General features: G+C 35.7%; 22 protein-coding genes and 1 pseudogene. 5 read left to right on the top strand and 18 right to left on the bottom strand.

All coding sequences use genetic code 11. The features are described from left to right. Nucleotides 1-235 precede the first annotated feature (235 nt). From HMPREF1208_RS08210 to HMPREF1208_RS08185, 6 genes are all read right to left on the bottom strand, one after another. The gene (locus HMPREF1208_RS08210; RefSeq protein WP_016425896.1) at nt 236-1,126 is read right to left on the bottom strand and encodes a VOC family protein; all 891 of its coding nucleotides are present in this window, start codon (nt 1,124-1,126) and stop codon (nt 236-238) included. Nucleotides 1,127-1,164: 38 nt separating this feature from the next. Next, the gene (locus tag HMPREF1208_RS08205) at nt 1,165-1,614 is read right to left on the bottom strand and encodes a (4Fe-4S)-binding protein (RefSeq protein WP_228480301.1); all 450 of its coding nucleotides are present in this window, start codon (nt 1,612-1,614) and stop codon (nt 1,165-1,167) included. Between the two features lie 523 nt (nt 1,615-2,137). Beyond that, complete coding sequence (locus tag HMPREF1208_RS08200; RefSeq protein WP_016425894.1) at nt 2,138-3,484, bottom strand: dihydrolipoyl dehydrogenase family protein; 1,347 nt, start codon at nt 3,482-3,484, stop codon at nt 2,138-2,140. A gap of 2 nt (nt 3,485-3,486) precedes the next feature. Continuing rightward, a complete protein-coding gene (locus HMPREF1208_RS08195) occupies nt 3,487-3,930 on the bottom strand; it encodes a MarR family winged helix-turn-helix transcriptional regulator (RefSeq protein WP_016425893.1) in 444 nt (147 codons plus the stop codon). A 288-nt stretch (nt 3,931-4,218) separates the two neighbouring features. Further along, nucleotides 4,219-5,250, bottom strand: a complete 1,032-nt coding sequence (locus HMPREF1208_RS08190) for an NAD(P)/FAD-dependent oxidoreductase (RefSeq protein WP_037559540.1) — start codon at nt 5,248-5,250, stop codon at nt 4,219-4,221. 180 nt (nt 5,251-5,430) lie between these two features. Next, nucleotides 5,431-6,135 carry a GntR family transcriptional regulator gene (locus tag HMPREF1208_RS08185; RefSeq protein WP_016425891.1) on the bottom strand — a complete coding sequence of 235 codons (705 nt, stop codon included), beginning with the start codon at nt 6,133-6,135 and terminating at the stop codon, nt 5,431-5,433. A gap of 142 nt (nt 6,136-6,277) precedes the next feature. On the opposite strand from HMPREF1208_RS08185, the pseudogene HMPREF1208_RS08180 reads away from it, so the two are divergent. Together HMPREF1208_RS08180 and HMPREF1208_RS08175 are read left to right on the top strand one after the other, a co-directional pair. Beyond that, nucleotides 6,278-7,716, top strand: a pseudogene (locus HMPREF1208_RS08180) (6-phospho-beta-glucosidase). 418 nt (nt 7,717-8,134) lie between these two features. Then, the gene (locus HMPREF1208_RS08175; protein ID WP_016425888.1) at nt 8,135-8,665 is read left to right on the top strand and encodes a DoxX family membrane protein; all 531 of its coding nucleotides are present in this window, start codon (nt 8,135-8,137) and stop codon (nt 8,663-8,665) included. A 114-nt stretch (nt 8,666-8,779) separates the two neighbouring features. Here the strand turns inward: HMPREF1208_RS08175 and HMPREF1208_RS08170 are convergent, their stop codons facing one another. Continuing rightward, on the bottom strand, nt 8,780-9,562 hold the full coding sequence (locus tag HMPREF1208_RS08170; RefSeq protein ID WP_016425887.1) for an alpha/beta hydrolase: 783 nt from the start codon (nt 9,560-9,562) through the stop codon (nt 8,780-8,782). Between the two features lie 180 nt (nt 9,563-9,742). Here HMPREF1208_RS08170 and HMPREF1208_RS08165 point away from each other — a divergent pair, with 180 nt between their 5' ends. Further along, entirely contained in the window at nt 9,743-10,603 is an 861-nt protein-coding gene (locus HMPREF1208_RS08165) for an oxidoreductase (RefSeq protein WP_016425886.1), read from the top strand. Between the two features lie 76 nt (nt 10,604-10,679). Here HMPREF1208_RS08165 and HMPREF1208_RS08160 read toward each other — a convergent pair whose 3' ends face one another. Then, nucleotides 10,680-11,618, bottom strand: coding sequence for a ketopantoate reductase family protein (locus HMPREF1208_RS08160; protein WP_016425885.1), 939 nt, complete (start codon nt 11,616-11,618; stop codon nt 10,680-10,682). Nucleotides 11,619-11,892: 274 nt separating this feature from the next. On the opposite strand from HMPREF1208_RS08160, the gene HMPREF1208_RS08155 reads away from it, so the two are divergent. Then, complete coding sequence (locus HMPREF1208_RS08155; protein WP_016425884.1) at nt 11,893-12,171, top strand: GNAT family N-acetyltransferase; 279 nt, start codon at nt 11,893-11,895, stop codon at nt 12,169-12,171. 150 nt (nt 12,172-12,321) lie between these two features. On the opposite strand, the gene HMPREF1208_RS08150 is transcribed toward HMPREF1208_RS08155, so the two are convergent. The 5 genes from HMPREF1208_RS08150 to HMPREF1208_RS08130 all read right to left on the bottom strand — a co-directional run bounded on the left by HMPREF1208_RS08150 (nt 12,322) and on the right by HMPREF1208_RS08130 (nt 17,956). Beyond that, nucleotides 12,322-13,029: a trypsin-like serine peptidase gene (locus tag HMPREF1208_RS08150; RefSeq protein WP_016425883.1), complete on the bottom strand. Its 708-nt coding sequence runs from the start codon at nt 13,027-13,029 to the stop codon at nt 12,322-12,324. Between the two features lie 567 nt (nt 13,030-13,596). Further along, the gene (locus tag HMPREF1208_RS08145) at nt 13,597-14,508 is read right to left on the bottom strand and encodes a DUF5996 family protein (RefSeq protein ID WP_016425882.1); all 912 of its coding nucleotides are present in this window, start codon (nt 14,506-14,508) and stop codon (nt 13,597-13,599) included. A gap of 164 nt (nt 14,509-14,672) precedes the next feature. After that, nucleotides 14,673-15,851 (bottom strand): phosphopentomutase, encoded by a 1,179-nt coding sequence (gene deoB / locus HMPREF1208_RS08140; protein WP_016425881.1) that lies wholly within the window; start codon nt 15,849-15,851, stop codon nt 14,673-14,675. 41 nt (nt 15,852-15,892) lie between these two features. After that, a complete protein-coding gene (gene deoC, locus HMPREF1208_RS08135) occupies nt 15,893-16,555 on the bottom strand; it encodes a deoxyribose-phosphate aldolase (protein WP_016425880.1) in 663 nt (220 codons plus the stop codon). Between the two features lie 30 nt (nt 16,556-16,585). After that, the gene (locus tag HMPREF1208_RS08130) at nt 16,586-17,956 is read right to left on the bottom strand and encodes an MFS transporter (RefSeq protein ID WP_037559412.1); all 1,371 of its coding nucleotides are present in this window, start codon (nt 17,954-17,956) and stop codon (nt 16,586-16,588) included. 550 nt (nt 17,957-18,506) lie between these two features. On the opposite strand from HMPREF1208_RS08130, the gene HMPREF1208_RS08125 reads away from it, so the two are divergent. Beyond that, a complete protein-coding gene (locus HMPREF1208_RS08125) occupies nt 18,507-19,241 on the top strand; it encodes a GntR family transcriptional regulator (protein ID WP_016425877.1) in 735 nt (244 codons plus the stop codon). A 490-nt stretch (nt 19,242-19,731) separates the two neighbouring features. Here HMPREF1208_RS08125 and HMPREF1208_RS08120 read toward each other — a convergent pair whose 3' ends face one another. The 5 genes from HMPREF1208_RS08120 to HMPREF1208_RS12445 all read right to left on the bottom strand — a co-directional run bounded on the left by HMPREF1208_RS08120 (nt 19,732) and on the right by HMPREF1208_RS12445 (nt 23,520). Beyond that, nucleotides 19,732-20,994, bottom strand: a complete 1,263-nt coding sequence (locus tag HMPREF1208_RS08120) for a glycoside hydrolase family 5 protein (RefSeq protein ID WP_016425876.1) — start codon at nt 20,992-20,994, stop codon at nt 19,732-19,734. Nucleotides 20,995-21,018: 24 nt separating this feature from the next. Further along, entirely contained in the window at nt 21,019-21,990 is a 972-nt protein-coding gene (locus HMPREF1208_RS08115; protein ID WP_016425875.1) for a chitosanase, read from the bottom strand. Between the two features lie 435 nt (nt 21,991-22,425). Then, nucleotides 22,426-22,596 carry a hypothetical protein gene (locus HMPREF1208_RS12665; RefSeq protein WP_155976562.1) on the bottom strand — a complete coding sequence of 57 codons (171 nt, stop codon included), beginning with the start codon at nt 22,594-22,596 and terminating at the stop codon, nt 22,426-22,428. Continuing rightward, nucleotides 22,586-22,855 carry a CPBP family glutamic-type intramembrane protease gene (locus HMPREF1208_RS12660; RefSeq protein WP_371665304.1) on the bottom strand — a complete coding sequence of 90 codons (270 nt, stop codon included), beginning with the start codon at nt 22,853-22,855 and terminating at the stop codon, nt 22,586-22,588. The genes HMPREF1208_RS12665 and HMPREF1208_RS12660 overlap by 11 nt, the downstream gene beginning before the upstream one ends. A gap of 482 nt (nt 22,856-23,337) precedes the next feature. After that, entirely contained in the window at nt 23,338-23,520 is a 183-nt protein-coding gene (locus HMPREF1208_RS12445) for a helix-turn-helix transcriptional regulator (RefSeq protein WP_016425873.1), read from the bottom strand. Nucleotides 23,521-23,578 lie beyond the last annotated feature (58 nt).

Here is a 23,578-nt window from a genome sequence, read left to right as displayed (position 1 = left end):
CTAAGATGATTTTTAATAGAAAATTGTCTTAGCGCTTTCTTCTTATGATGAAACTTCGTATTATATGACTTCGCTTTCCGAGGGGACAACCTCAGCCTGTAATCTTCGGCTCATCCTGTTCCCTCAGGAGTCTCGTCATAAATACTTCGTTTGTATAAATTCCTAATAAATTAAAATAAAAAAGCCGAGACTTTTCCCTTTAGAAAAAAGTCTCGGCTTTTAAATATTACAATCGTTAATCTAATTCTGGTAATTTTGAAACTAACGCTTCACGGTTTGCTTCAAATTGTGGTGGTAACATTAATTTTTGACCTAATTGATCTTTAGGTTCATCACGGTCAAAACCTGGTCCAACAGTCGCAAATTCAAAAATGATATGACCGCGTTCTTTAGTGTATACCGCTTTAAAATAATTTCTATCTTTTACTTCAGTCACGTGGTAACCTTCGCCCACTAGATAGTTTTGCCAATCTTTTTGTACATTTTCATCATCCACAGACCACGCGATGTGATGTACTGTACCTACACCCCAACGGCCTTCTCTCATTGGTGTTTTCGGAATAATGATATGGTGTTTTAGTTCGCCCACTGTTTCAAAGTGGAACGCATCTTCAGTATGTTCAAGCTCTACTAAGCCTAAATCGTCTACTAATTCTTTTAATGTTTCAATAGGACGAAGTGATAGCAACACGGAACCATGAAAACCTAAAATACTATTCGTCTCACTTTCTTCATCGCTTTCCACTAATGCTAAATCAAGACCATGAATATCTTCAAATTCAATTGTTGGTCTTTGGAATAAAGATGTTTCTGTCACTTCTACATGATGGTCTTTAAGACGTTGAATCCAATAGTCTTTAGAATTTTTAGGGATTCTAAATGCAATACGACCTACTTGACCGCTTCCGACACGACCTTCTCTGGCATTCGCCCATGGGAAGAACGTAATCACTGTACCTGGGTCTACATTATCATTTGAAAAATATAAATGATATGTGCCTGGATCGTCAAAGTTCACTGTTTTTTTAATCAAACGTAAATTTAAAACTTCTTGATAAAATTGTTTATTTTCTTTTGGATGTCCTACAATTGCTGAGATATGATGGATATTTTTAATTGCTTCCATTTTGTTATCCTCCTTTTTCTGTTCACAGTATTTTGTCATTACTTCTCATTGTCATCTTGAATTGATTTGTAGTAACGAGACTTATCCGATTGTCCTTGAAAGCTCTTCGTATAAAAAGGCGGATCATCCGTTTTAGTCTCATCTGTTGTTAAAATGGCTCTATTTAAATGCATGACTTCCCCGTCTTTAACAAGAGAAAAATCTCCATATAAGAAAATCTCTCCATTGTCACCATAAGTGACTCTCGTTTCGTCGTGTGATTCTACCTCATTTGAAGCCAGCTCATAAGTTAACGCACCGCTTGGACAACGCTCAACCACTTCAGCGATATGTTCTGCAGTATCGTTATCCGGATTAATCCACGGTCTTTGATTGACATCGAACACATGACTTAATCCACGAACACACTCCGTCGCATGTACACATCGTTTAGGCTCAAAATAGACATTGATATCTGATCCGGTATACTTTTTCGCCAATGCAAACACTCCATTCATGGGTTTTAAAACAACATACCTGTATTAATTCATAAATGACAGTCATATCATTCAATACCTAGTATAATAATTATACTAAATCGGATTATAACGAAAGTAAAGCAACATGTTCTCGCTGTTAAATTTGATAACACAACACCTATACCCAAATTGCATCTAAATACACTTTTCGTATAATATGAATCTTGTTCTCATTCCAAAATATAGTGTCCAATGATGGTTGATGTAATCTCATACTGATTATTACGCCTCAATCCAACGCACAAGAAAAGCAAAAGCAAACAAATCTTGCTGACTCATGTTCTCATAACGAATGCCCAGCCACTTTTGAAGAATATAAAAAACCCTAGATAAGGCGTTACCTTATCTAGGGCGATAGTGCGAGTGCACGCACTGTCTTTCATAACTCATAATCTTTAATTAATAAACAAATGATAGATGTCACACGTGAAACATTTTCTCTCTCTTCGGTTGTCTCATCCGTGCAATTTCAGTCATTTTTATATGCATTTAATTAAAGCATCATCGCTAATTTCAATTGATCTAACACACCACTTGAAGAACCTGGGAATGCAAAAATCATTTGATTTAAGTCTCTTGCAGTCAGTTTTTGGTTAACAATGAATGTAAGCAAGTTGATCAAATCAGGTGCGTCGTCACCATAAATAGCCGCACCAACGAGGCGTTTTTCGCTATCTAATACGATTGTCATTTCTGCTTCTGTTTCATTTTTGTATTCAAATACCATTCTTTTACCAAATGGAATGTCGATCACTTTGTATTCGTCGTTATTTTTCGCTTCTTCGATACCTACACCGATGTTAGATAATCTTGGAAGTGAATATAATACAGATGGAATTGCAGGGTATTGGATTGGCATTTCATTCATTTTTAAAATGTGTGCTGCGATGTAATTAGATTCGAATGTCGCAGTTGGTGTCAATTTTGGAATCATTTTTTCAATAACGTCACCACTTGCGTAAATGTTAGGTACATTTGTACGTAGATATTCGTCAACTTTTACACCGAATTTAGAGTATTCAATACCTACTTCTTCTAAACCAATACCTTCAACGTTTGGCATACGTCCAGTTGCATCTAAAACGTAGTCAGATTGGATTGTTAAACCTGATTGTGTCACAACATCGTAGTTTGTACCGTTTTCTTTAACAGCAACTACATTTTCGCTCATGTGGAAATGAACGCCTTCTTCTTTTAATTTGTCCATTAATTTTTCAACGTGTGCAGAGTAGAAGCCTCTTAATGGTTGATCATCCACATGAATCATGTGTGTTTCCACACCTGCTTTAACTGCGATTGAAGCGAACTCAATACTAATAATACCTAAACCAATGAAAGTAATGCTGTTTGGCATGCTTTCAAGTGATAAGAAGTCTCTACTATTTTTTGTGAATTCTTTACCTTCAATGTTTAATTCGTTGCTATGTTGACCTGTAGCAATAACGATATTTTCAGCTTCGTAGTTTTCACCATTAACAGAAACTGTGTGTGCATCAACGATTTTACCAGCACCTTCGATAATATCAATACCTTGTTGTTCAAGGATTGCTTTCATTGTACCTGCCATTGGGTCAATCACTGAATGTTTATAATTCATAAGATTTTCCCAGTTTACTTCTAAGTTTTCTGTATTAATAATGTTTGGATAGTGAGACGCTTGTTCTAATACTTCAAATGGATTTTCTAACAAGATTTTTGCGTTACAACCATAGTTTGTACATGTTCCCGCAATACGATCTTTTTCAATAATTGCGACAGATTTACCTGCGTGTTTTAATGCAATTGCACCGTGCCATGCTGCGTGACCACTACCTAAGTATACTACGTCATATTTTTTCATTCTTATTCATCCTTTGTAATATTTTTTAGAGTTTCCTCTAGTTTATCCATTGTTTCTTTTGCTTTTAAGTATTCATCTAAATCAAATTTTGAGGCTATACACTCGGAAATTGCTTCATGTATTGCTTCTTGCTCTCTGTGCCCTTTTTCAGTCAAACTCACCAACAAATGTCGCTTATCTGTTTCTGACTTTTCTCTCTTTATCCATCCAGTAGCTTCTAAACGCTTCAACAAGGGTGTTAACGTATTACTCCCTAAATCTAACCTTCTCCCTATAGATTGCAGATTTTGGGGGTTATCTTCCCACAACGTTAATAAAACGAGGTATTGAGAAAACGTTAATTTAAACGGTTTGAGCTGATGCTCATAAAATTTTCCAAATAATCGATTTACGTTATAAGCAGAAAAACACAGTTGATTTGCTAGCTTCATCTCCTCACTAGACAATTGATCTCCCCCTATTCCAATCGTGCACGATTGATTAAAGCTTAAACCATCCCCAAAGATAAATCAAATAAAAGAACTTCGCTTATTATAATTTTTTATTGTTTCTTGGCAGAGCCTTGTCATAGCGCCTTTTTACGAGATAAATAAAAATATTACATCTTATGTTTTAATAAATAAAAAAACAACTCTTGTGAGAAAAACATCATCACACAAGAATTGTTTTTGGGGATTAGAGCTTTAAAATAGCTTGTCATTAAGGTAACACTTCACACGCGTAATCTCTATCCTTTATAAATATTTTTTCATAATCACTTTATTCGATTCGGTAAAAGCTTCGTTATGGCTTGATACGTAACCTTCTTTTCTAGCTTCAGGGTCAATATATTGCTTTGCTAAATTTGCAGCATTCCCAGCGTCACTAAATGCACTTGCGATCAAATGGACTTTAGCATCGTGATGGACAATATCCCCACAAGCATAAATACCAGGAATACTTGTTGACGTATTCCCAAATCCTTTGATGCGATAGGAATCAAACATATCTAATTGTGCTGTCGATGCCTCTAACAATGTACTTTCTCGATCAAAGCCATGACTAATAATCACATCATCAACACTTTTTATCGTCGTGTCACCTGTCTCTAAATTTTCAAGTATCACTTCTTTGATTCGGTTCTGTACTTGATCCCCGATTAATTGTTTAATGTGTGTATTCGGCATTTTTTCAACATCTAATTTTTCTAAGATTTGATTCATCGCTTCATAACCACGGATTTCATCTTTTCTATAAACTAAAGTGACACTTTTCGCATAACCTGACAAATCACAGGCCCAATCTAATGCAGAATTACCTGAACCTGAAATCAACACATTTTTATTTTTAAAATGTTTCAAAGCTTGAACCGTATAATGCAAGTTTGTCAGTTCATATCTGGAAGCATCTTTAATTTCTAATTGCTTCGGTTTTATGATGCCGCCACCTATCGCAACAATAACCGCTTTTGAAGAATAAACGTGACCTTGTTCTGTAGTCACTTCAAAATGCTGCTCCTCTTTTTTAGTAATATCTATTACACGTTCTTCCAAACAGACTTCTGGATTAAAATGAAGTCCTTGTTGAACAACATCTTGAATAATTTGAAAGCAAGGCTTCGGTGCCAGACCACCAATATCCCAAATAATTTTTTCAGGATAAATGTTCATTTTGCCACCTAATTTATCTTGAACATCAATGAGCCTTACGGATAATCCTCTTAACCCCGCGTAAAAACTCGCATATAACCCCGCAGGACCCCCGCCAATAATAGTCACATCTTTCATCATAGACATCCTCCTGTTTAATACATGAACTTCTTATATAAACTAAGTATGCTACAATTGATAATAATTATCAATATCAATGATGACTCAGACTGTTCTCCGTTGATTGAAAAACCTGGACGTATCCTTTTATCAGTTGTTCATATTTTCGTAATACCCACTCACTTTAAACCCGCATATTTACTTTTTACTTGGAATATAAAAATGGGCATGTTGATAATGAAAGGTAATATCAGAAACATCAAAAGGTTGGCCTGTAGATGTGTAAAATGTCTGATGATAACGTAAACAAGGTGCGCCAGCTTTTAATTGTAATAAATCCGCTTCCCTCTCATCGAGTTGATCCACATTGAAATAGATATCCGAAAAGCCAAGGCGTATTTGTAAATCGTTTTGTAAATAATTGAAAATAGAACCTTCTGCAAGCTCTTGATTTAAATACTTTACAATGCGCTTATTAAAGTAAGAATATTCGATGCACAATATCAAGCCATTCATATAGCGCACGCGTTCCAAATAGTAAACCTGCTCCCCAGGTCCTAACTTAAGTGCTTGCATCACGGACTTAGGTACCTCTGTCACTAATTCTAATTTGATAACGTCACTTGTCATATGGTGTTCCGCTAAATGACTTGAAAATCCATTCGTTTTAAACACATTGATATAATCGCTACTTTTAGAATTTCTTACAAAAATACCGCTGCCTTGCGCTTGATAAATACGTCCATCTTGTTCGAGCAAGGTCAACGCTTTAACAACCGTACTTTTACTTACGTCGTACATGTCTTTAAATGCCGTCACACTCGGCAATTTATCACCTGGCTGATAATTCGAACTTTCAATTAATGTATTGATTTGTTGTGCAATTTGTTCATACTTCAACAATCTGAATCCCTCTTTTCAATAGACATCGATTTATTATAGCATGCTTCTAAAAATAAGAACGACCTTTACATATTGTACCGGTACAATTATAATAACTTTGAACAATATGCTTTAGTCTATTATATGAAAAGGTGGTATGAAAATGGGTCAATTACCTCAAAATTTCATGTGGGGCGGTGCACTCGCAGCCAATCAATTTGAAGGCGGCTATGATCAAGATGGCAAAGGACTCAGTGTCATGGATGTCATCACTGCAGGTGCTCATGGTAAGGAAAGAAGAATTACAACACATGTGGAACCTGATGCTTATTATCCTAATCATTTCGGTATCGACTTCTATCATCAATATCAAGAAGACATCGCGTTATTTAAAGAATTAGGCTTAAAATGCTTACGCACTTCCATTGCGTGGACGCGGATATTTCCAAAAGGCGATGAAACGATTCCTAATGAAGCTGGTTTACAATTTTACGACAAAGTCATAGACACACTTATCGAGAACGGGATTGAACCCGTCATTACTTTATCTCATTTCGAAATGCCCCTCCACCTTGCGCACACCTATGGCGGATTTCGAAATCGAAAAGTCGTGGATTGCTTTGCCCGTTTTGCAGAAGTTGTCTTCGAACGCTATCAAGATAAAGTCACATATTGGATGACTTTTAATGAAATTAATAACCAAATGGATGTACAAAATCCTCTGTTTTTATGGACCAACTCAGGGGTTCAGCTCAACCCTGAAGACAATCCTGAAGAAGTGTTATATCAAACTGCACATCATCAACTCATTGCAAGTGCACGCGCGGTCAAAATTGGGAAGCAAATTAATCCAAACTTTCAAATAGGCGCAATGATATCGCATATCCCTATTTATCCTTATTCTTGTCATCCTAAAGATATGATGGAATCGCAAATCGTTTACGCTTTTTCTTTCCAGACGTTCAAGTTAGAGGCTATTATCCTCATTACGCTGTTAAAATGTTTGAAAAACAAGGTTATGACATCGGTTGGCAAGAAGGAGATGATGTTCTATTAAGAGAAGGGACTGTTGATTACATCGGTTTTAGTTACTACATGTCTACTGCAGTGAAACATCAAGCCGAAGATTCACCTGAAAATAACATTATGAATTACACTTTACCTAACGCTGTAAATAACCCTTATATTGAATCAAGTGATTGGGACTGGGCGATTGATCCGATAGGCTTGCGTTATACGCTCAATGTATTATACGAACGTTATCAGCTCCCCTTATTTATTGTAGAAAATGGATTCGGTGCTGTTGATCAAGTCGAAAATAATGAAATCCATGACAGCTATCGTATCGATTATTTAAAACAACACATTGAAGCTGCGATTCAAGCCGTTGGTGAAGATGGCGTCGACTTGCTCGGTTATACACCTTGGGGCATTATCGATATTGTGTCTTTTACAACTGGAGAAATGAAAAAGCGTTATGGTTTAATCTATGTTGATCAAGATGACGAAGGGCATGGCTCATTAGCACGTTTGAAAAAAGATTCTTTTTACTGGTATCATGAGGTGATTCAATCTAATGGGACAAACCTTTCCTCATATTGAGGGTACAAAGCCCTGTTGCGCACTGATAAATCACCATACTTTTAAACCTCTATGTATTTGCGCCTACAGTGCAGAAACTCATCATTTTAAAAGAATCGTATAGAAATGCCCTTAATTTTAGATTTAGAAAGGCGTGGAACGGAAAAGAGAAAAGATTTCCGCTTCACGCCTTTGTTAGTCTTTCTTCCTATATTTAAATTGATGTGCCTTCCTACTCTATCTTCTTGTCGTACCACAGATATTTTCAATAAAAACCAAAAATGATAAATATTTAAATTTAGTTTTTGACTGATTTGTGAACAAATCTATTTTAATGTTGTGATTTGATTCACAACTGAGTATAATTAAATTAAAAAGGAGATATAAATATTATACTAGAATCATTTTGTATCTCTAAATCTATTGGGAGGTCTTTATTATGATTAAATGGCTACAACAAAGTAAAATTGCGAGTGTAATTTTGTTATTACTTCGTTTATATTTAGGAATTAGCTGGTTCAAAGCGGGGCTCGGAAAATTGTTGAGTGGTGGTTTTAATGCAGGCGGCTTTCTACAAAATGCCGTACAACATCCAGTCATGTCTGAAGCAGGTGTTCAATACCCGATTTATACATGGTTTCTTAAAACAGTCGTCTTACCTATGACACCTTTAGTTAACGTACTCATCCCACTCTTAGAAGTCATTGTAGGCTTATTATTAATCTTAGGTTTATTCACTTCAGTGGGTGCATTTGTTGGTTTAATACTCAATTTCATGTTCTTATTCGCAGGCACTGTATCAGTTAACCCACTTTACATTTTGATTAGTATTTTTATTTTCATGGGTGGCTATAATAGCGGTAAAATTGGTTTAGACTACTTTATTAAATCAATTTTAAGCGTGAAGTTTTTCAGATTCTTTAACTATTATCCTGAAAGTCATCAGAACCATACAAAATCACTGCAATAATCTTATAAGCTCATATGCATCATGAACAAGCGTTAATGTGATGCATCTCTTCATATAAAAATAAAGCGCCTCAAAAAATCTTCTGTAAATGATCTTTTGAGGTGCTTCTTTTTGTTATTTCGTTTCACGCGTATGATGGTCTTTCATAAAAGTCTCTATCACAGTTTGAATGGCCTTATCCCAGTAAGCATAATCATGGCGACCTGTACCGTCTTTAAAGTCACAACTGATACCTTTTTGTTGTAAATAATGCACAAAATCAACGTTACTCTGATAAAGAAAATCTTCTGTACCACACATCATTAAAAACTCAGGGATTTGTTTTTGCTTTTTAACCGCTTCGTCTACCAAATAGTAAGGGTCAAAAGGTGTCCCCTCAACTTTTGTGACTTCACCCGCAATCGCTTTAGGCTTGAAATCAGGGAAAGTATAATGGGCAAGTGTTTTCACATCGACAGCAGCAGAGAGCGGCGCGGCTTTCGCAAATCTTTCACCTGCTGTCAAAGCGAATTTAATCGTACCATAGCCACCCATTGAATGACCTGCTACAAAATTATCTTCTCGTGCTTTAGACAAAGGTAAAATTTGGTGCACGTAATCCCAAACTTCTAGAATATAATCATAATAACTATGTCCGTAGACCATGTTAGTGTAAAAACTATGGTCTGCATTGGGCATAATCACTGCAAGTTGATGCGCATTGGCATAGCGTTCAATACTTGTAAAGCGCGTGTAAGCACTGTGATCACTTGATAAGCCATGCAATAGTAATAATGACGGTAATAGTTTAGGTTGTACATTGGGTTGAACGTAGCTTTTGTCATCAGGTAAAATGACCGTTAAAGATTGATGCATCCCAATCGTTTCAGAAAGATAGTTGATTTCTAATCGTGCCAAAATACTCACTCCTTTATGACTCATTACGCTTTTTATCTTACGTCTTTCTTATTTTAAATGTCCACAGATTCGAAAGCTTTCAACTTTACAAATAAATATAAAGATAATACATTAAATTTGTAATAACCCTAATAGTAATAAAAATCAACGTATGTATTAAACAGAAAAGGTTGAGTGATTATGACAAAAATAGCGATTATCGGCCCAGGTGCAGTGGGTACAGCCATTGCATCCGCCCTCGACACACAAGATGTCACTTTATTCGGTAGACAAAATAAAACTGTCACTTACGTCGACGAAGCAGTATCTGAAACGAAGCAAGTCAACGTTCATGCCCTTAAAGAAGCCACTGATGTATATGATATTGTTTTTATCGCAGTGAAAACACATCAAATAGATAACATTTTAGATGATCTTAAAAACATCACGCATTCCGAATCACGCGTTATTCTTGCACAAAACGGCAGTGGTTTACTTCCAAAATTAGAAGCGTACCATGCTTATCAAGCCGTCGTTTATATTAGTGGTGCCAAACAAGACAACGTCGTTAAACACTTCAAAGATTATAAAATTCATTTGCGCCGTGACGCTTTTACAGAGCAATTCGCAGAAAAGATTCAAGATTCACAGTTATCTCTTATCTTAGAAGATGATATCGATAAAGCCATCTGGTTTAAACTCATCTTCAATCTTGGAATGAACACGTTAACCGCTTTAGGTCGTGATACGGCACGCTTATTAAAAGACTCACGTATGGAACAATTGTGTCGCAATCTTTTAAATGAAGGCTTACAAGTCGCAAATGCAGCTGGCGTTATATATGAAGATTCATTTATCGATGACGTGATGGCAGCTTATCAAATCTTTAATGATGACACAGCTACAAGTATGTATTACGACACAATGAGCGAACAACCCATTGAAGTAGAAACGATTCAAGGCTTTATCTATCGTGAAGGTCAAAAATATGGCCTCCATATCCCTTATATTGAAACAACATATACTTTATTAGCCCATCAAAACCAAACGAGATTACGATAACATCACTTTAATATGCATTAAAAAAAGGATTGAGCAGCAATACAACTGCTCAATCCCTCTTTTTATGATAAAACACTTATGCTTGGTTATGTTTCATTTCCAATTGATGAATTTGATGTGTCAACATTGTATTGACGGGTATAGGAATTTGAAGCGCCTCTCCGTATTTTGCAATTTGACCATTTAAATAATCTATTTCTGTCAGACGACCATTTTTATAGTCTTGATGCATAGATGGATAATGTAAACCTTGTTTTTCTTTTGGATAAGCCCCTTCAATTTTTTGAATTAATGCTGTTTTATCTAATTCGACACCTCGTGCTTTAGCGACAGCCACAATTTCATCGATAATCGGTACAATCATGTTCCGTGAATGATCATAGCTTCCGAAATCATAAATGGTTTTATCTAAAATTGTACATAAAGGGTTCAAGACACTATTTAAAGTAGCTTTTGACCATATCGCTTCAAAAACATTGTCGTTGATGTGAGGGTGTAAGCCCGCCTCATCCAATGCTTTGAAAATGATTTCTGTTTGTTCATCTGAATCACCACTTGCTCGATAAAACTCAATAGCACCTTCACCTTCTAATAATAATTGACCCGGCCCACGTAATCCGGCTGTCCACATTGTCACTGCCAAATAGATTTGTGACATCGGTACAAATTTTGACAAACGCTCATCGTGACCTAAACCATTCATCATACTCAAGATAGCTGTTTGTTCATGAATGGCACCCGCTTCTTTCAAACGTGTCAACATTGCCTCAGATTGCATCGCTTTCGTTAAAATAATAATTAAATCATAAGTTTCTGACACATCTTTTGACAAGACGGCTGGAATTTCAACGGTATACGTTTCATTTTCAGTTTTGATTTCCATACCTCGGCTGTTAATGCGCTGCACATGTTCAGCCCAATCATCAATCAAAGTCACATCGTAACCTGCTTTTTTTAAAGAAGTCCCTATTCTACCACCCATGGCACCTGCGCCTGCAATTGCAATTTTATACATGACTGTTCACTCCTCTGTTGATTGTACTGTATTACTATGTAAGTCAATTATATTGACCTATTAAAGATAAATTCATTTTATCATAATTCTTACATTTGGCATAGTTTCTGTTGAATTACACACCTTTTAAGGCAATAAGTGAAAAGCGAAAGCATCACGCTTTTCCTAAAAATTTGTTTCTGTCTCCGTACAACACGGGTAAGTGTATTTTAGTGCATAGTTCATGTGATTTGTGGTATATAAAGTATATAACAAAAGAAAAGGTGATGATTGTATGGCAGAAATTAAACATGGAGATAATAAGTTTTATGTAGGTGAAGACGAAAATCATTTACAAGCTTTAATGACCTATGTCCCTGTTGGAAACAGTCGGATCATCATCGATCATACTGAAGTCGGTGACGAATTAAAAGGTCAAGGTGTAGGTAAACAATTAGTTCAAACAGCCGTTGATTACGCGCGTGAAAACAATATTAAAATTCATGCCACTTGCCCATTCGCTAAAAGTGTTTTAGAGAAAACAACTGAATACCATGACGTTTTTGAAAAATAAAACACAGTCACAGTTGGCATTGTTAAAGTGTCATCTAAAAATTTTTGGAACGCAATAAACCCGTCCCTGCATTATATAAAATGCATGAGACGGGCTTTTTTGAATCGAAAGTCTAATTTCGCTATTTTTGTTTGTATCTATCATTACAGCCTAAAAAGGCAAATAATCACTCTTTGTTTGAATCCAATTTGAAATTTGAGAATTAATCAAAACTACATTTGAACCATCAAGATTACCTTGCACAAGTATGCCTATCAATTGATCATTTTCTTCTAAAAATACTCCCGAACCTGATTGACCAGCACTAGATTGTAAAGTTGTTTGTATAGATTTTTCACCGTTAACAGATGTTATTTTCCCTCTAGTTTTATATTGCTTGTAACCACTTTTTTCAGCAGGATAACCTATTGAATACACACTTTTTCCATTTAAATCTGAAGGTTTTACACCTCTTACTGAAAGTTTTACGTCTTTCATATAATAACTATAAGCAGGAGTAGGGTTTGATCCTTTAATTAAAGCAATGTCTTCTGTGCTATAAGGATTAAATGTACTCACTGTTATATTCCCTGCTTCTGTAGCTAATCCTGATTCTCCTGGATAAACTTTTCCTATATTTCCTTCTTCAAATTCACCGTCTTTACAATGTTTAGCAGTTAACCCTACAGTTGGTGTCAACATAACCGCTGTACAGTGATGCCCATCTACGCCTTCATATTTGGCTGTATTTATACTTCCTTTTTCTTTAAATACATCTGTAATTAATTCTCTATTATCTTCTGAAGCGATTGCATTTGGAATAATAAAAAAGTAAGTTAAAAAGATAGCGCTGATAACTATAAGTAATTTATTTTTCATACTGATGTTCTCCTTAAATATATTATTTTGATAGTTACTTAAAATATTTACTTATTTGCTTTGAACCAGTTAACTAACCTTTGATTTAATAGTGACACTCTAGCCCATTTATTGGATCTTCATGTCTTTTATAAGTAGACCTCTTTAATTCAACATCTTTAAATTTTTAAAACATAGGTTTATTACTTATCTTTTGCATAACAATAAAATACAAATCAATTTTGAATAGTGCGTCTGCATGATCACTACGTTTTAATCTGCTAATAACATTTATGAACTTACAATTTAACTTCACTTACAACCGTGTATTTTCATCCTCCTTTTAAGTGAAATTTCAGTAAAACTATATGAAAACTAATCTTTATAATTAAATTATACAAATATTTAGGGATAAAACAAGTAGTAAAAATTTATAATTTATTGTTAAGGACTTTTGCTATGGTTTAAAGCAAAATATTGAAGATATGCGAACAATACTGCCAAAAAATAAACCCGTCCCTGCATTGTATAAAATGCATGAGACGGGCTTTTTTGTGACTCTGTGCTTAATTTGTTGATTATTATGGTTTAATAAGGTTGTTGTTGGATTTGGTTATTTTGCATTTTTAATGGGATTTCATAGTATTGGCAGTTTTCCCATGATAAATAATCTTTGAAAATGTGGAAACCTTGATTAAAGAATTGATTCAATAATTTTAATGTTTCTTGTGATGTTTCAGGCAATTCATAAATCAGCTCAGTGAGCGTTTTGTCAAAGTAAGCATCTTCAATTAAAGGTTGATCGAACTTGAAGTTAGCGTCTACAAATGGGTAAGGCAAGACGAAGAATGTCGGACCTTCAAAGCGATCGTCACCAAACCAAAAACCAAATTCTATAAAATGTTCATCAAAAGCGGCATATTCAATGACTTGAGATGGTTTGAATGTTTCATGTATCGCGTTATAGTTAATAATTGATGAAATATCAAATGTACCCCAGAAAAGACCAGGTTTAACTTTGCGTGCACGGAAAGGCGCCACAAAGAAGGATAACGTGCGTGTTGCGAATTTCATTAGATTTAATGCTTGTTTACTCTTCTCAGGGTCATAGTGACAGTGATGCGCATCTTGATTAAAAGGCGTTTGATCTTCGACTTCTTGTGGGGTTTGATTGATTTTTACATCAATTTCAAATTTTTGAAGCAACTGATGAATGCCTTCATAGTATTGTTGGATGCTCGTTCCATTTTCTAATGGGATGCTATCTCGTCCTTGATCTGTTTCAACTATAATGCGATGTTGTACTAAATCGACTTGAATATTATACGTATGTTCAGCGTAGAATAAAATACCTGTTGAAAACCCACTTGGAGTAATATCTAAAACTACATGTGCCCACTGCGGTTCTTGGAAGGCGCTCGCGAGCTTATGTTTACCTAATATTTGAGCCAATCGATGCAATGTTTCTTTTTCTTCTTTCCAATCTGCAAGTTTTAACACTTTATCGCCTCCGTAAATTGTTATTCAGGCCGTGCCACTTACTTTCATTATATAAAATTTTCTACCTTTTTAATAACAATTGTCATCCAACTGGTTTGTATGTCCATTTAACAACATTAAAATGCGTGTCAAACCTTAATTTCATTGTTTGACACGCATCACTGTTATTGTAATTTTTGAAGATAACTGCGACCGAATTCTGGAAGCGGTACGCCAAAGTTATCTGCAATGGTTGCCCCAATTGAACTAAATGTTGTATCCGTATCGAGCGCTTGACCTTCTTTAAATTTCGGACTGTACATCAACACTGGAATGTATTCACGTGTGTGATCTGTGCCTTCTGCCGTTGGATCATTGCCGTGGTCAGCTGTAATGATGAGTAAATCATCTTCACGCATCGCAGCCATTAATTCCGGTAAACGATTGTCAAAGTCTTTCAAGGCTTGCGCGTAACCGGGTTTATCACGACGATGCCCATACAATGCATCAAAATCGACTAAGTTTAAGAAACTTAAACCTTTAAAGTCTTTTTGTACGATTTGCATCAGTTGGTCCATCCCGTCCATGTTACTTTTCGTACGTACGGCTTCTGTAACACCTTCGCCATCGAAAATATCATTAATTTTACCGATGGCAATGACATCGTAATCATGATCTTTAAGTGTGTTCATCACTGTTGGGCCAAAAGGTTTTAAGGCATAGTCATGACGATTACTTGTTCTTGTGAAGTGTCCCGGTTCACCAACATATGGACGTGCAATCACGCGACCGACTAAATATTTCGGGTCTTTTGTTAATTCACGTACTTTTTCACAAATGTCATAGAGTTCTTCAAGTGGAATAATCTCTTCATGTGCGGCAATTTGAAGCACAGGGTCTGCGGATGTGTATACAATCAGATCGCCTGTTTTCATTTGATGTTCGCCCCACTCATCAATCACTTGTGTACCTGAAGCCGGTCGATTCACAACGACTTTACGTCCCGTGATTCGTTCGATTTCATCAATTAATTCTTGTGGAAAACCGTTTGGATACACTTTGAACGGCTGCATGATATTCAAGCCCATCATTTCCCAATGACCTGTCATCGTATCTTTACCGACTGAAGCTTCGCTTAATTTCGTATAATACGCTTTGGGATGTGCAACTGCCCCTACGACAGGTAAGGCATCAATATTACCCAAACCTAATTGTTCGAGATACGGTAATTTTTGGTCAAATCCTTCTAACGTATGTTTCAGTGTGTGGGACCCTTCATCGTTAAAATCTTTCGCATCTGGGGCCTCTCCTATCCCAACAGAATCCATGACAATCAAATGTACACGTTGAAATGGTGCTGTCATATAAATCACTCCTACATTGATTAATTTAACATTGTTATCGTTTAATAGTCTGCGTCGGATTCTAATCCTTGCATGATTTGAACACCTGCACTTGCGCCCACACGTGTGGCACCTGCCTCAACCATTGCGTTAAAATCTTCTAAGCTACGCACACCGCCGGAGGCTTTCACTTCTAATGCATCCCCGACAGTCTCTTTCATTAATTTCACATCTTCAGGTGTGGCACCACCACCCGCAAAGCCAGTGGATGTTTTCACAAAATGTGCACCTGCTGCTTGTGCTAATTCAGAGGCTTTCACTTTTTCTTCATCTGTCAGTAAAACCGTTTCAATAATGACTTTAACCGTATGACCTTGAGCCGCTTTGACCACAGCTTCAATATCTTGCTGTACATCAGCGTAACGTCCATCTTTTAAAGCGCCAATGTTGATGACCATATCGATTTCATCTGCACCTTTACGTAAAGCATCTTCGGTTTCGAAAGCTTTCGTTTCTGTCGTTGATGCACCTAATGGAAAACCAATCACCGTACACACAAGCACGTCACTATCTGCAAGACGTTCGGCAGCGTATTGAACATGCGTCGGATTGACACAAACCGATTTAAAGTGATACGTTTTGGCCTCTTCAATGATTTGATCAATTTGTTGACGTGTAGATTCTGGTTTTAACAATGTATGATCGATATATTTTTCAAATTTCATAATTTGATCTCCTTCTCTTTTTCATTCTTTTTATTGTTCGTGGTGGGATGTCACTTTTGACTGTGTCCAGCGATTAAGGATGGTAAATAGAATAAGTCCAACCACACTGAGTAGCCCTAAAATAATTAAAATCATTCCGAAGTGCGTATTCATCGCATCTTTTCCCGGGAAATTTAAAGGTTGATAGTCAATTAATGCCGCAGCTAACGCGATCCCTACAGAGACAGCTACATTAATAATTAAATTGTAAAAACCTATCGCTACCCCTGTCACTTTAACATCAATTGTTTTGATCGCTTCATTTAAAAGTGGTGCGTACATTAATGCAAAGCTACCTGCAAAGAATATCATGGAACAAACAAAAATGATAATGTGATGACCCACCGCAAATGCAGGTAAAATCAAACTCAAAGCAATTAAACTAATCGCAGTCATAATTGCTTGTTTTGAGCTAAGAAATTTCGCAATTTGACCGCTCAATGCTCCGACAACCACTGCGACTACATAACCCGGTAAAAGTAACAATGACGTTGTATCTAATTTTACCTCGTAAATTTTTTCCATGATAAAAGGAAATGTAAAAATATAACCTAATTGAATTGCATACATAATGAAAACAATAAATAAGAATGACGTATAGCGTTTATTTTGAAAAAATGCTTTATCCACTAATGGATGGCGTGCATTTTTAATGTAAAATGCAAAGATAATAATAATTGCTAAAGCAGCAATCATGTATAGCCAATTGAAATGTGTAATAAACAGCATGACTGTTGTCGCAATAGCTGCAATTAATATTAAACCTATAAAATCTAAGTGCGCTTTATTTGTATTTTTTTCTTTAGGTAAATATTTAAAAAGAAATGGTAATGTAAACACAACGATTAGCGCAATTAAAAACATATTGGTCCAATGTAAATAAGTCGCGATAAAGCCACCTGATAGAGTCCCAATCACAAGAGATAGCGAATAACTACTTGTGCTTAGACCCAAGTACGTTTTTTGATCTTCTGTTGATAAATATTTTGCCACGTAGATGACATAAAGTGTTTCAGCTGCTGCTAGTCCGGCCGTTTGAATAATGCGTCCAATCAAAACCATTGGAAAATAATGTTGGAAAATATAACCAATGATTGAACCTGTAATGATAAGAAAAACACCGTAAATAAACAGCGTACGAATGCTGACCGCGTCAGATAACGATGCATAGACCACTGCACCAATACCAATAACAAGACCTGCTAACGTGGCTTGCCAACTTACAGTCGTTACAGAAATGTTTAAATCATTTGCAATCGCGACTGAAATCAATTTAAAAGAATTATCAATCACTAAACTAAACACAAATAGAAATAATAAAATGGGAACTGCTTTTTTAACTTTAGAATAGTCCATAGTCATTTCGCTCCTTGAGTCTGAGACCAATACACACTTTCACCTACAAAAAAGTCTCTCTATTTTAAAATGGCAATAACTGACTGAATGACACATCTGTGGAAGACATCTTAAAGCTAAGCGATTTTCTAACCTTATTTTCAGGCTTGCTTCCATGATTCAAACATATTGTACGTTACACTTAACAACACTTTTATTCACCAAGTCATGTCACGTGACCCACCACTTCGCGAATAACATTTAACACTATACTTAGCTTTAAAACGCCTTCAACAAACTTGTATACTAATTTGTCTATTTGTATACCCATTTATATAATAAACCTATTTTAAAACGCTTTCAATACTTAGCTTATGACAAAATTAAGAACATCACGATTAAGATTCATTTTTAGTCTCCAGGATAGAGATCAAGGTGTCATTTCCCGCTTTGGCTCTTTCCTATTGCCTATGATTCATGCCATTATCTTCATAGTTCAATCAAATTTATTGGTCCACTTCAACTTTAAAGTGTTGTATGATGATAGAAGAGAATGATTGAACTGGAGGTTTGTTTCATGGCGTCGCAATCACAGCCTAAATTTTTAACGATTTATAATACATTGTATGAAGAAATTCAAATCGGCAAATATCCGAGTGGGCAGGCGTTGCCTACAGAGATGACGCTATGTCAAAGATTCCAAGTGAGCCGAATGACATTGCGACAAGCGATCAAACTTTTAGTAGAAGATGGTATCGTGGAAAGTACACGTGGAAAAGGTCATTTTGTTCTCCGTCAAAAAGTGGCACACCAAACTTCAAGTATGGGTCTGTTAAAACATCCGCTTCAACAGGTTTCAATACAACCTGTATCACTGGCTTCTATGCATTATCGTGTCGACCTCGAAAGCGAATATACCAACCACTTATTCCCAAACCATCCTACAGCTGTTATTGCGATGGAACGTTATTATGAACATGCACAAAGTTCATATGAAGCTTCAGCTGCCTTTTGTTTTAGTTTTATTCCACTACATGTGATTGATACATTTAAAATCAATACGCAAAGTGAACAAGCAATGCGTGATTTTGTGGAAAATACGATTTATCAAAATTCAACACAATCCGATTTAAAAATCAGTATCACCTCTTCACCAAGTTTTCAATATCAAAATCATACCTTTGAAGGGGGCAAAAACTGTTGGTTAATCATTGAAACCATCTATGCTCAAAACCAAGCTCCAATTATGATTAACAAATGGTATATCCCACAAGAAAATGCAGAATTGATACTATCGCGGATTCAACAGTAGGGAGAAATATCCATTTAAATATAAAAAACGGACAAGAGTCTGGGACATAAATACCAAAATAAATAGCTCGAAGATGATTTTGATAAAAAACGTCTTCGAGCTTCCTTTTTATTATCATGCTTCGTATTATATAGGCTCGCTTTCCGAGGGGACAGCCTCAGCCTGTAGTCTTCGGCTCGTCCTGTTCCCTCAGGAGTCTCGCTATAAATACTTCGCTTATATATGTAATCATTCACCATTATCCTTTAAAAAAATAAGGCACTTTCGTATAATTTAATTCATCACAACAAAAACTAAACTAACGAGGTACCTAAGGAAATTAGTCGCATCTAGTGCGGCTAAACTGATGGTAAAAGGAAAAAATCCGAGATTTTTCGCTTTTTACGAAAACCTCGGATTTCATCGATTACTGAGACAATTTTGTCCCAGACTCTTGCCCACGCTTCTAGTTGCTATAAAGTCTGATTATCTGATTATTCATTGTGTAGCGCTATGATTGTTGTGCAGCTTCTTTGACTGCATTAAAAACAGTTTCATTTTTTTTTGGTTGTTCTTTTTTACCGAAATCGTTTGAGTTGATATCTGTTTGAATGCCTTTGAAATTTTCTACGCCCCAAGAAGAATCTTGCTGATTAATACCTTCTTTATCATAATTCCAAATCGACCAAGACATATGACTCTCATTCATTTTCTTCAAAATATATTTGAAGTCATTGCCATTTGGCGCAATATGCAGATCATTTGTTGCCGCGTTACCATTAAACTCACCCATATAACTTGGCACATTATAATTTGCTTTATTAATACTATTAATTTTATTGTCGAAGTTTTCTCGAATACCTTTATGTGATTGTGCACCGTCACCATATGGATAGTTATGATATTCATATACAATATTATTATTATTTTTACCAAAATATTGAGGGTCTTTCATATTTTGCGGATCCCATACTGCTTCTAAAAATGCGATATGGTTATCGCCGTTTCCTCTAATTGTTTTTAAAGTATCTTTATAAAATTGTTGCACTTGGCCATCACTGTGACCTGCAGGCCCTTTAGGTTCATTTAAAATATCATATCCAGCGATAGCATTGTTGTTTTTATAATGTTGTGAAATATAGTACCAAATTTCTTTTGTTTTACCTTGTGCATCTGGGTCATTCCAGAAATTTCCCACTGATTTATCACCTTGTGCTTCGCCAGAGTGTTCTTGTGCATTTTGTGAATTTGGCGCACCATGCATATCTAAAATGACGTATAAACCATGTTGTTGCGCTTTAGCTACAAATTGGTCAATTTCATCAAACGCATGGTCTCTCATTTTAACATCTTTCGGATTCATGCCTTTTTGATAATTAGTTAAGTTAATATAGTTAATTGGCAATCGTATTGTATTACAGCCCATATCTTTAACGTTTTGAAAATCTTGGTCGTCCCATCTGTTATGCGCATATCGATCTAAGATTTGGTGTGCCTTTTCAGACGAATTTACTTTACTTTGAATATCATCAAATACCGCTTTGTAGCCGCCATTGATATTTGCAGCACTCGGATAGCCGCCCATCCATTTTTCAGTTGTAAATACATTACCCGCATTGACACCTTTAAGTTGGAAGTTTTGTCCATCTTTTTGAATTTCTTTACCTTGCGTTTGTAAACGCCCCATTTCATCTGCATGTGCAGAATGTGCTGGTAGTGATAATGTTAATAGAGTTGTTGCCGCTAAAATTGAAGTCAACATCGTTTTTTTCATTGATAGTCACCTTTTCCTTTTTTATTAAGCATGATCAAAATCTATATCTTCATTACTATAATGTTGAATGGCATCTTGGTCTAAATGAAATTGTTCCCCATTCATTTTGAAGTCTAAAGGAAGTTTTAAATCAAAGTTTTGGTTTTTTATAAATTGTTGTTGTACTTTCAATCGATCAAAGACATCGTTATCCTTACTACCATTATTTTCATTTTCTTTTTGAGTCGCTTTAAAGCGGCCGTCTAAAAACGCATATAAATAATCTGCTTCTTTAGCACCTGTTTTAGGTGTTTTTCCGCCGCTCTTATCCATCGCACGTTCGCGTAATTCATCGAAACTCCAATCTGCAGGATCTTTTCCTTTGTAGCCACCTTTTTTAAATTCACCTGGACCATGTTTTACAATTGCATCAAAGTATACATATTGACCTAGTTGAGATAAGCCATCTTCTTTAGCAGCTTGAACGGCTTCATCCATATAATCTTTTTTTAATACATAATTTTGTGCTTTCACCAAATTTGCTCTATCATTTTTTGCTGCATCTTTCCATGCTTGCTCGAACCCATCTAATCCTTCATGAGATTCTGATTGTGCTTGAGCTAGCTTTTCAAGTGCTGGCAAATATTTTTTTAAGTTATTATTCGGATTGATTTGATTATAATGTTTAACAAGATGCACCATATCATCAGAACCAGTAGTAAAGCCAATGACACCCGCAGTATAGCCTCTATGATCACCAATATCATCAATGTAGCTATAATTATGTGAATAGTTCGTATCAGTATTTTCTGCTGCTCCGACTAATGCCATGATTCTTTTTCTTAAATCATGATTTGCATCCATATAATGGCTTGCATTGCTGTCACTTTCTTTTTGCGCTATTTGTTGCGCTGAAGCTTGACCGAGTTGTTGATCTGCATGTGCGACATGTGCGATTGATGAAAATGACGATAAGATTACTGCACTTGATAATGCGACTTTTAACGTTTTTTTCATTACAAAATTCCCCTTTAAACTAAGAAAATTTTAAAATCAATGTCTTAAATGCAAAGCGGCACGACACTTACTTCATATAGACCTTTTTTAGGTATGTACAAGCCTTCTTCCTATCTATAAATTATCAGACAACCTTTCGTTCCCTGACATTAAGAAACTTTAAAACTATCATAGAATAACGTCAACAATTGAAAGCGCTGTTTCCAAAAATTAAATATTATCTTAAAATTGACTTAAATATTTTTACTACTTTAAAAAGAAACTATTACAAATCTTATATATAATAGTTTAATTGTAAACTAAAAAAGATATTGTAGTTACAATTAAAATGCTCTATCTTACACAACAAAACCAACCATTTATTTAATGAAAAAGGGAGCGGGACAGAAATCTATTTGATTTCGTTGTCCCGCCCCGGCTCTGTTAAAAGTTAATTTACATATTCACTTTGGCTGTTCTCTGTCGATATAACATCATTAAAATGACCCCAGCATATCCAAGTATTGAAATGACTGAAGCATCTATACCGTATTGACCTCCAGTGATTAATGGGTTTTGGACTTGTATTACATATTGACCTAGCCCACTGTCGCTTTTAGCTGTCACTATCTGAAAGAGGCCACCCGTGAGATTCCATAGCGCGTGCAAGATCACGCTTGCCCAAATTGAATTGAATGTATACACAGTAATGCCAAACATGACACCCACCATCGTACCCCCAACTATTAATAATACAAAATCCAAGCCGACTAACTTGCCATTGAATAAATAAATAAATAAAGCCAAATAAAGCAGATGTTATCCCTATTGCCCATACACGGTTTGTCTTAACTTCAATATATTGTAACAGCACGCCCCTGAACATCATTTCCTCAACAATAGGTGCCACTATTCCTCCAATAAAAACAGCTTCAATCAACATAGCACTGTAATCCGTTATTTTATCAATCTGTGTCCAGTAGAAAAAACCAGGCACAAATATAATCTAAGTGGCGATAACAATAAATGGCAGTAAAAGACCTAATATTATACAAAATCGTAATCCACTGAATCGCTTTACTCTAAAATATAGCCAATCTTTTTTAAACCTTTATGTATCAATCGTTTTATTAAAAGGATAAATATCACACCGTAAGTTACGCCGTGTAATAGATACTCGACGCCTTTTAAATCTAACAAATGCCACTATATAGCTAAATTTTGCGGAAAAACACTATCACAAATAATAATGACAATCAGTAGTACAAACCACCATTTTTGTGCAAGAAAAGTCCAGCCGTTGATTGGTTTTTCAACCGTATTAGACGTCCCGTTGTTTCCCTTGTTTTCCAATTCATTTCCATTCACTCATTCATCAAAACTGACATTGAAAAAAGAGGCAAGCTTATTTAACATTTGGATAATGGGTTCGATTGTCCCTTGTTCCCACTTGGAAACAGTCTGTCTCGTCGTATGCATTTCTGTTGCTAGCATTTCTTGTGTAAGTTCATGTTCAATCCTTAGTTTTTTAATTTGATCTGCAAATCGCATTGTATTCACCACCCTTTTTTATTTTATCAAACAGACCTACGCCTTTATGCTTATGATT

The sequence above is a fragment of the Staphylococcus sp. HGB0015 genome (assembly GCF_000411275.1).
Taxonomy (GTDB): Bacteria; Bacillota; Bacilli; order Staphylococcales; family Staphylococcaceae; genus Staphylococcus; species Staphylococcus schleiferi.
The sequence above is the reverse complement of the archived record's forward strand: the minus strand, read 5'-3'. Positions and strand labels throughout refer to the sequence as shown.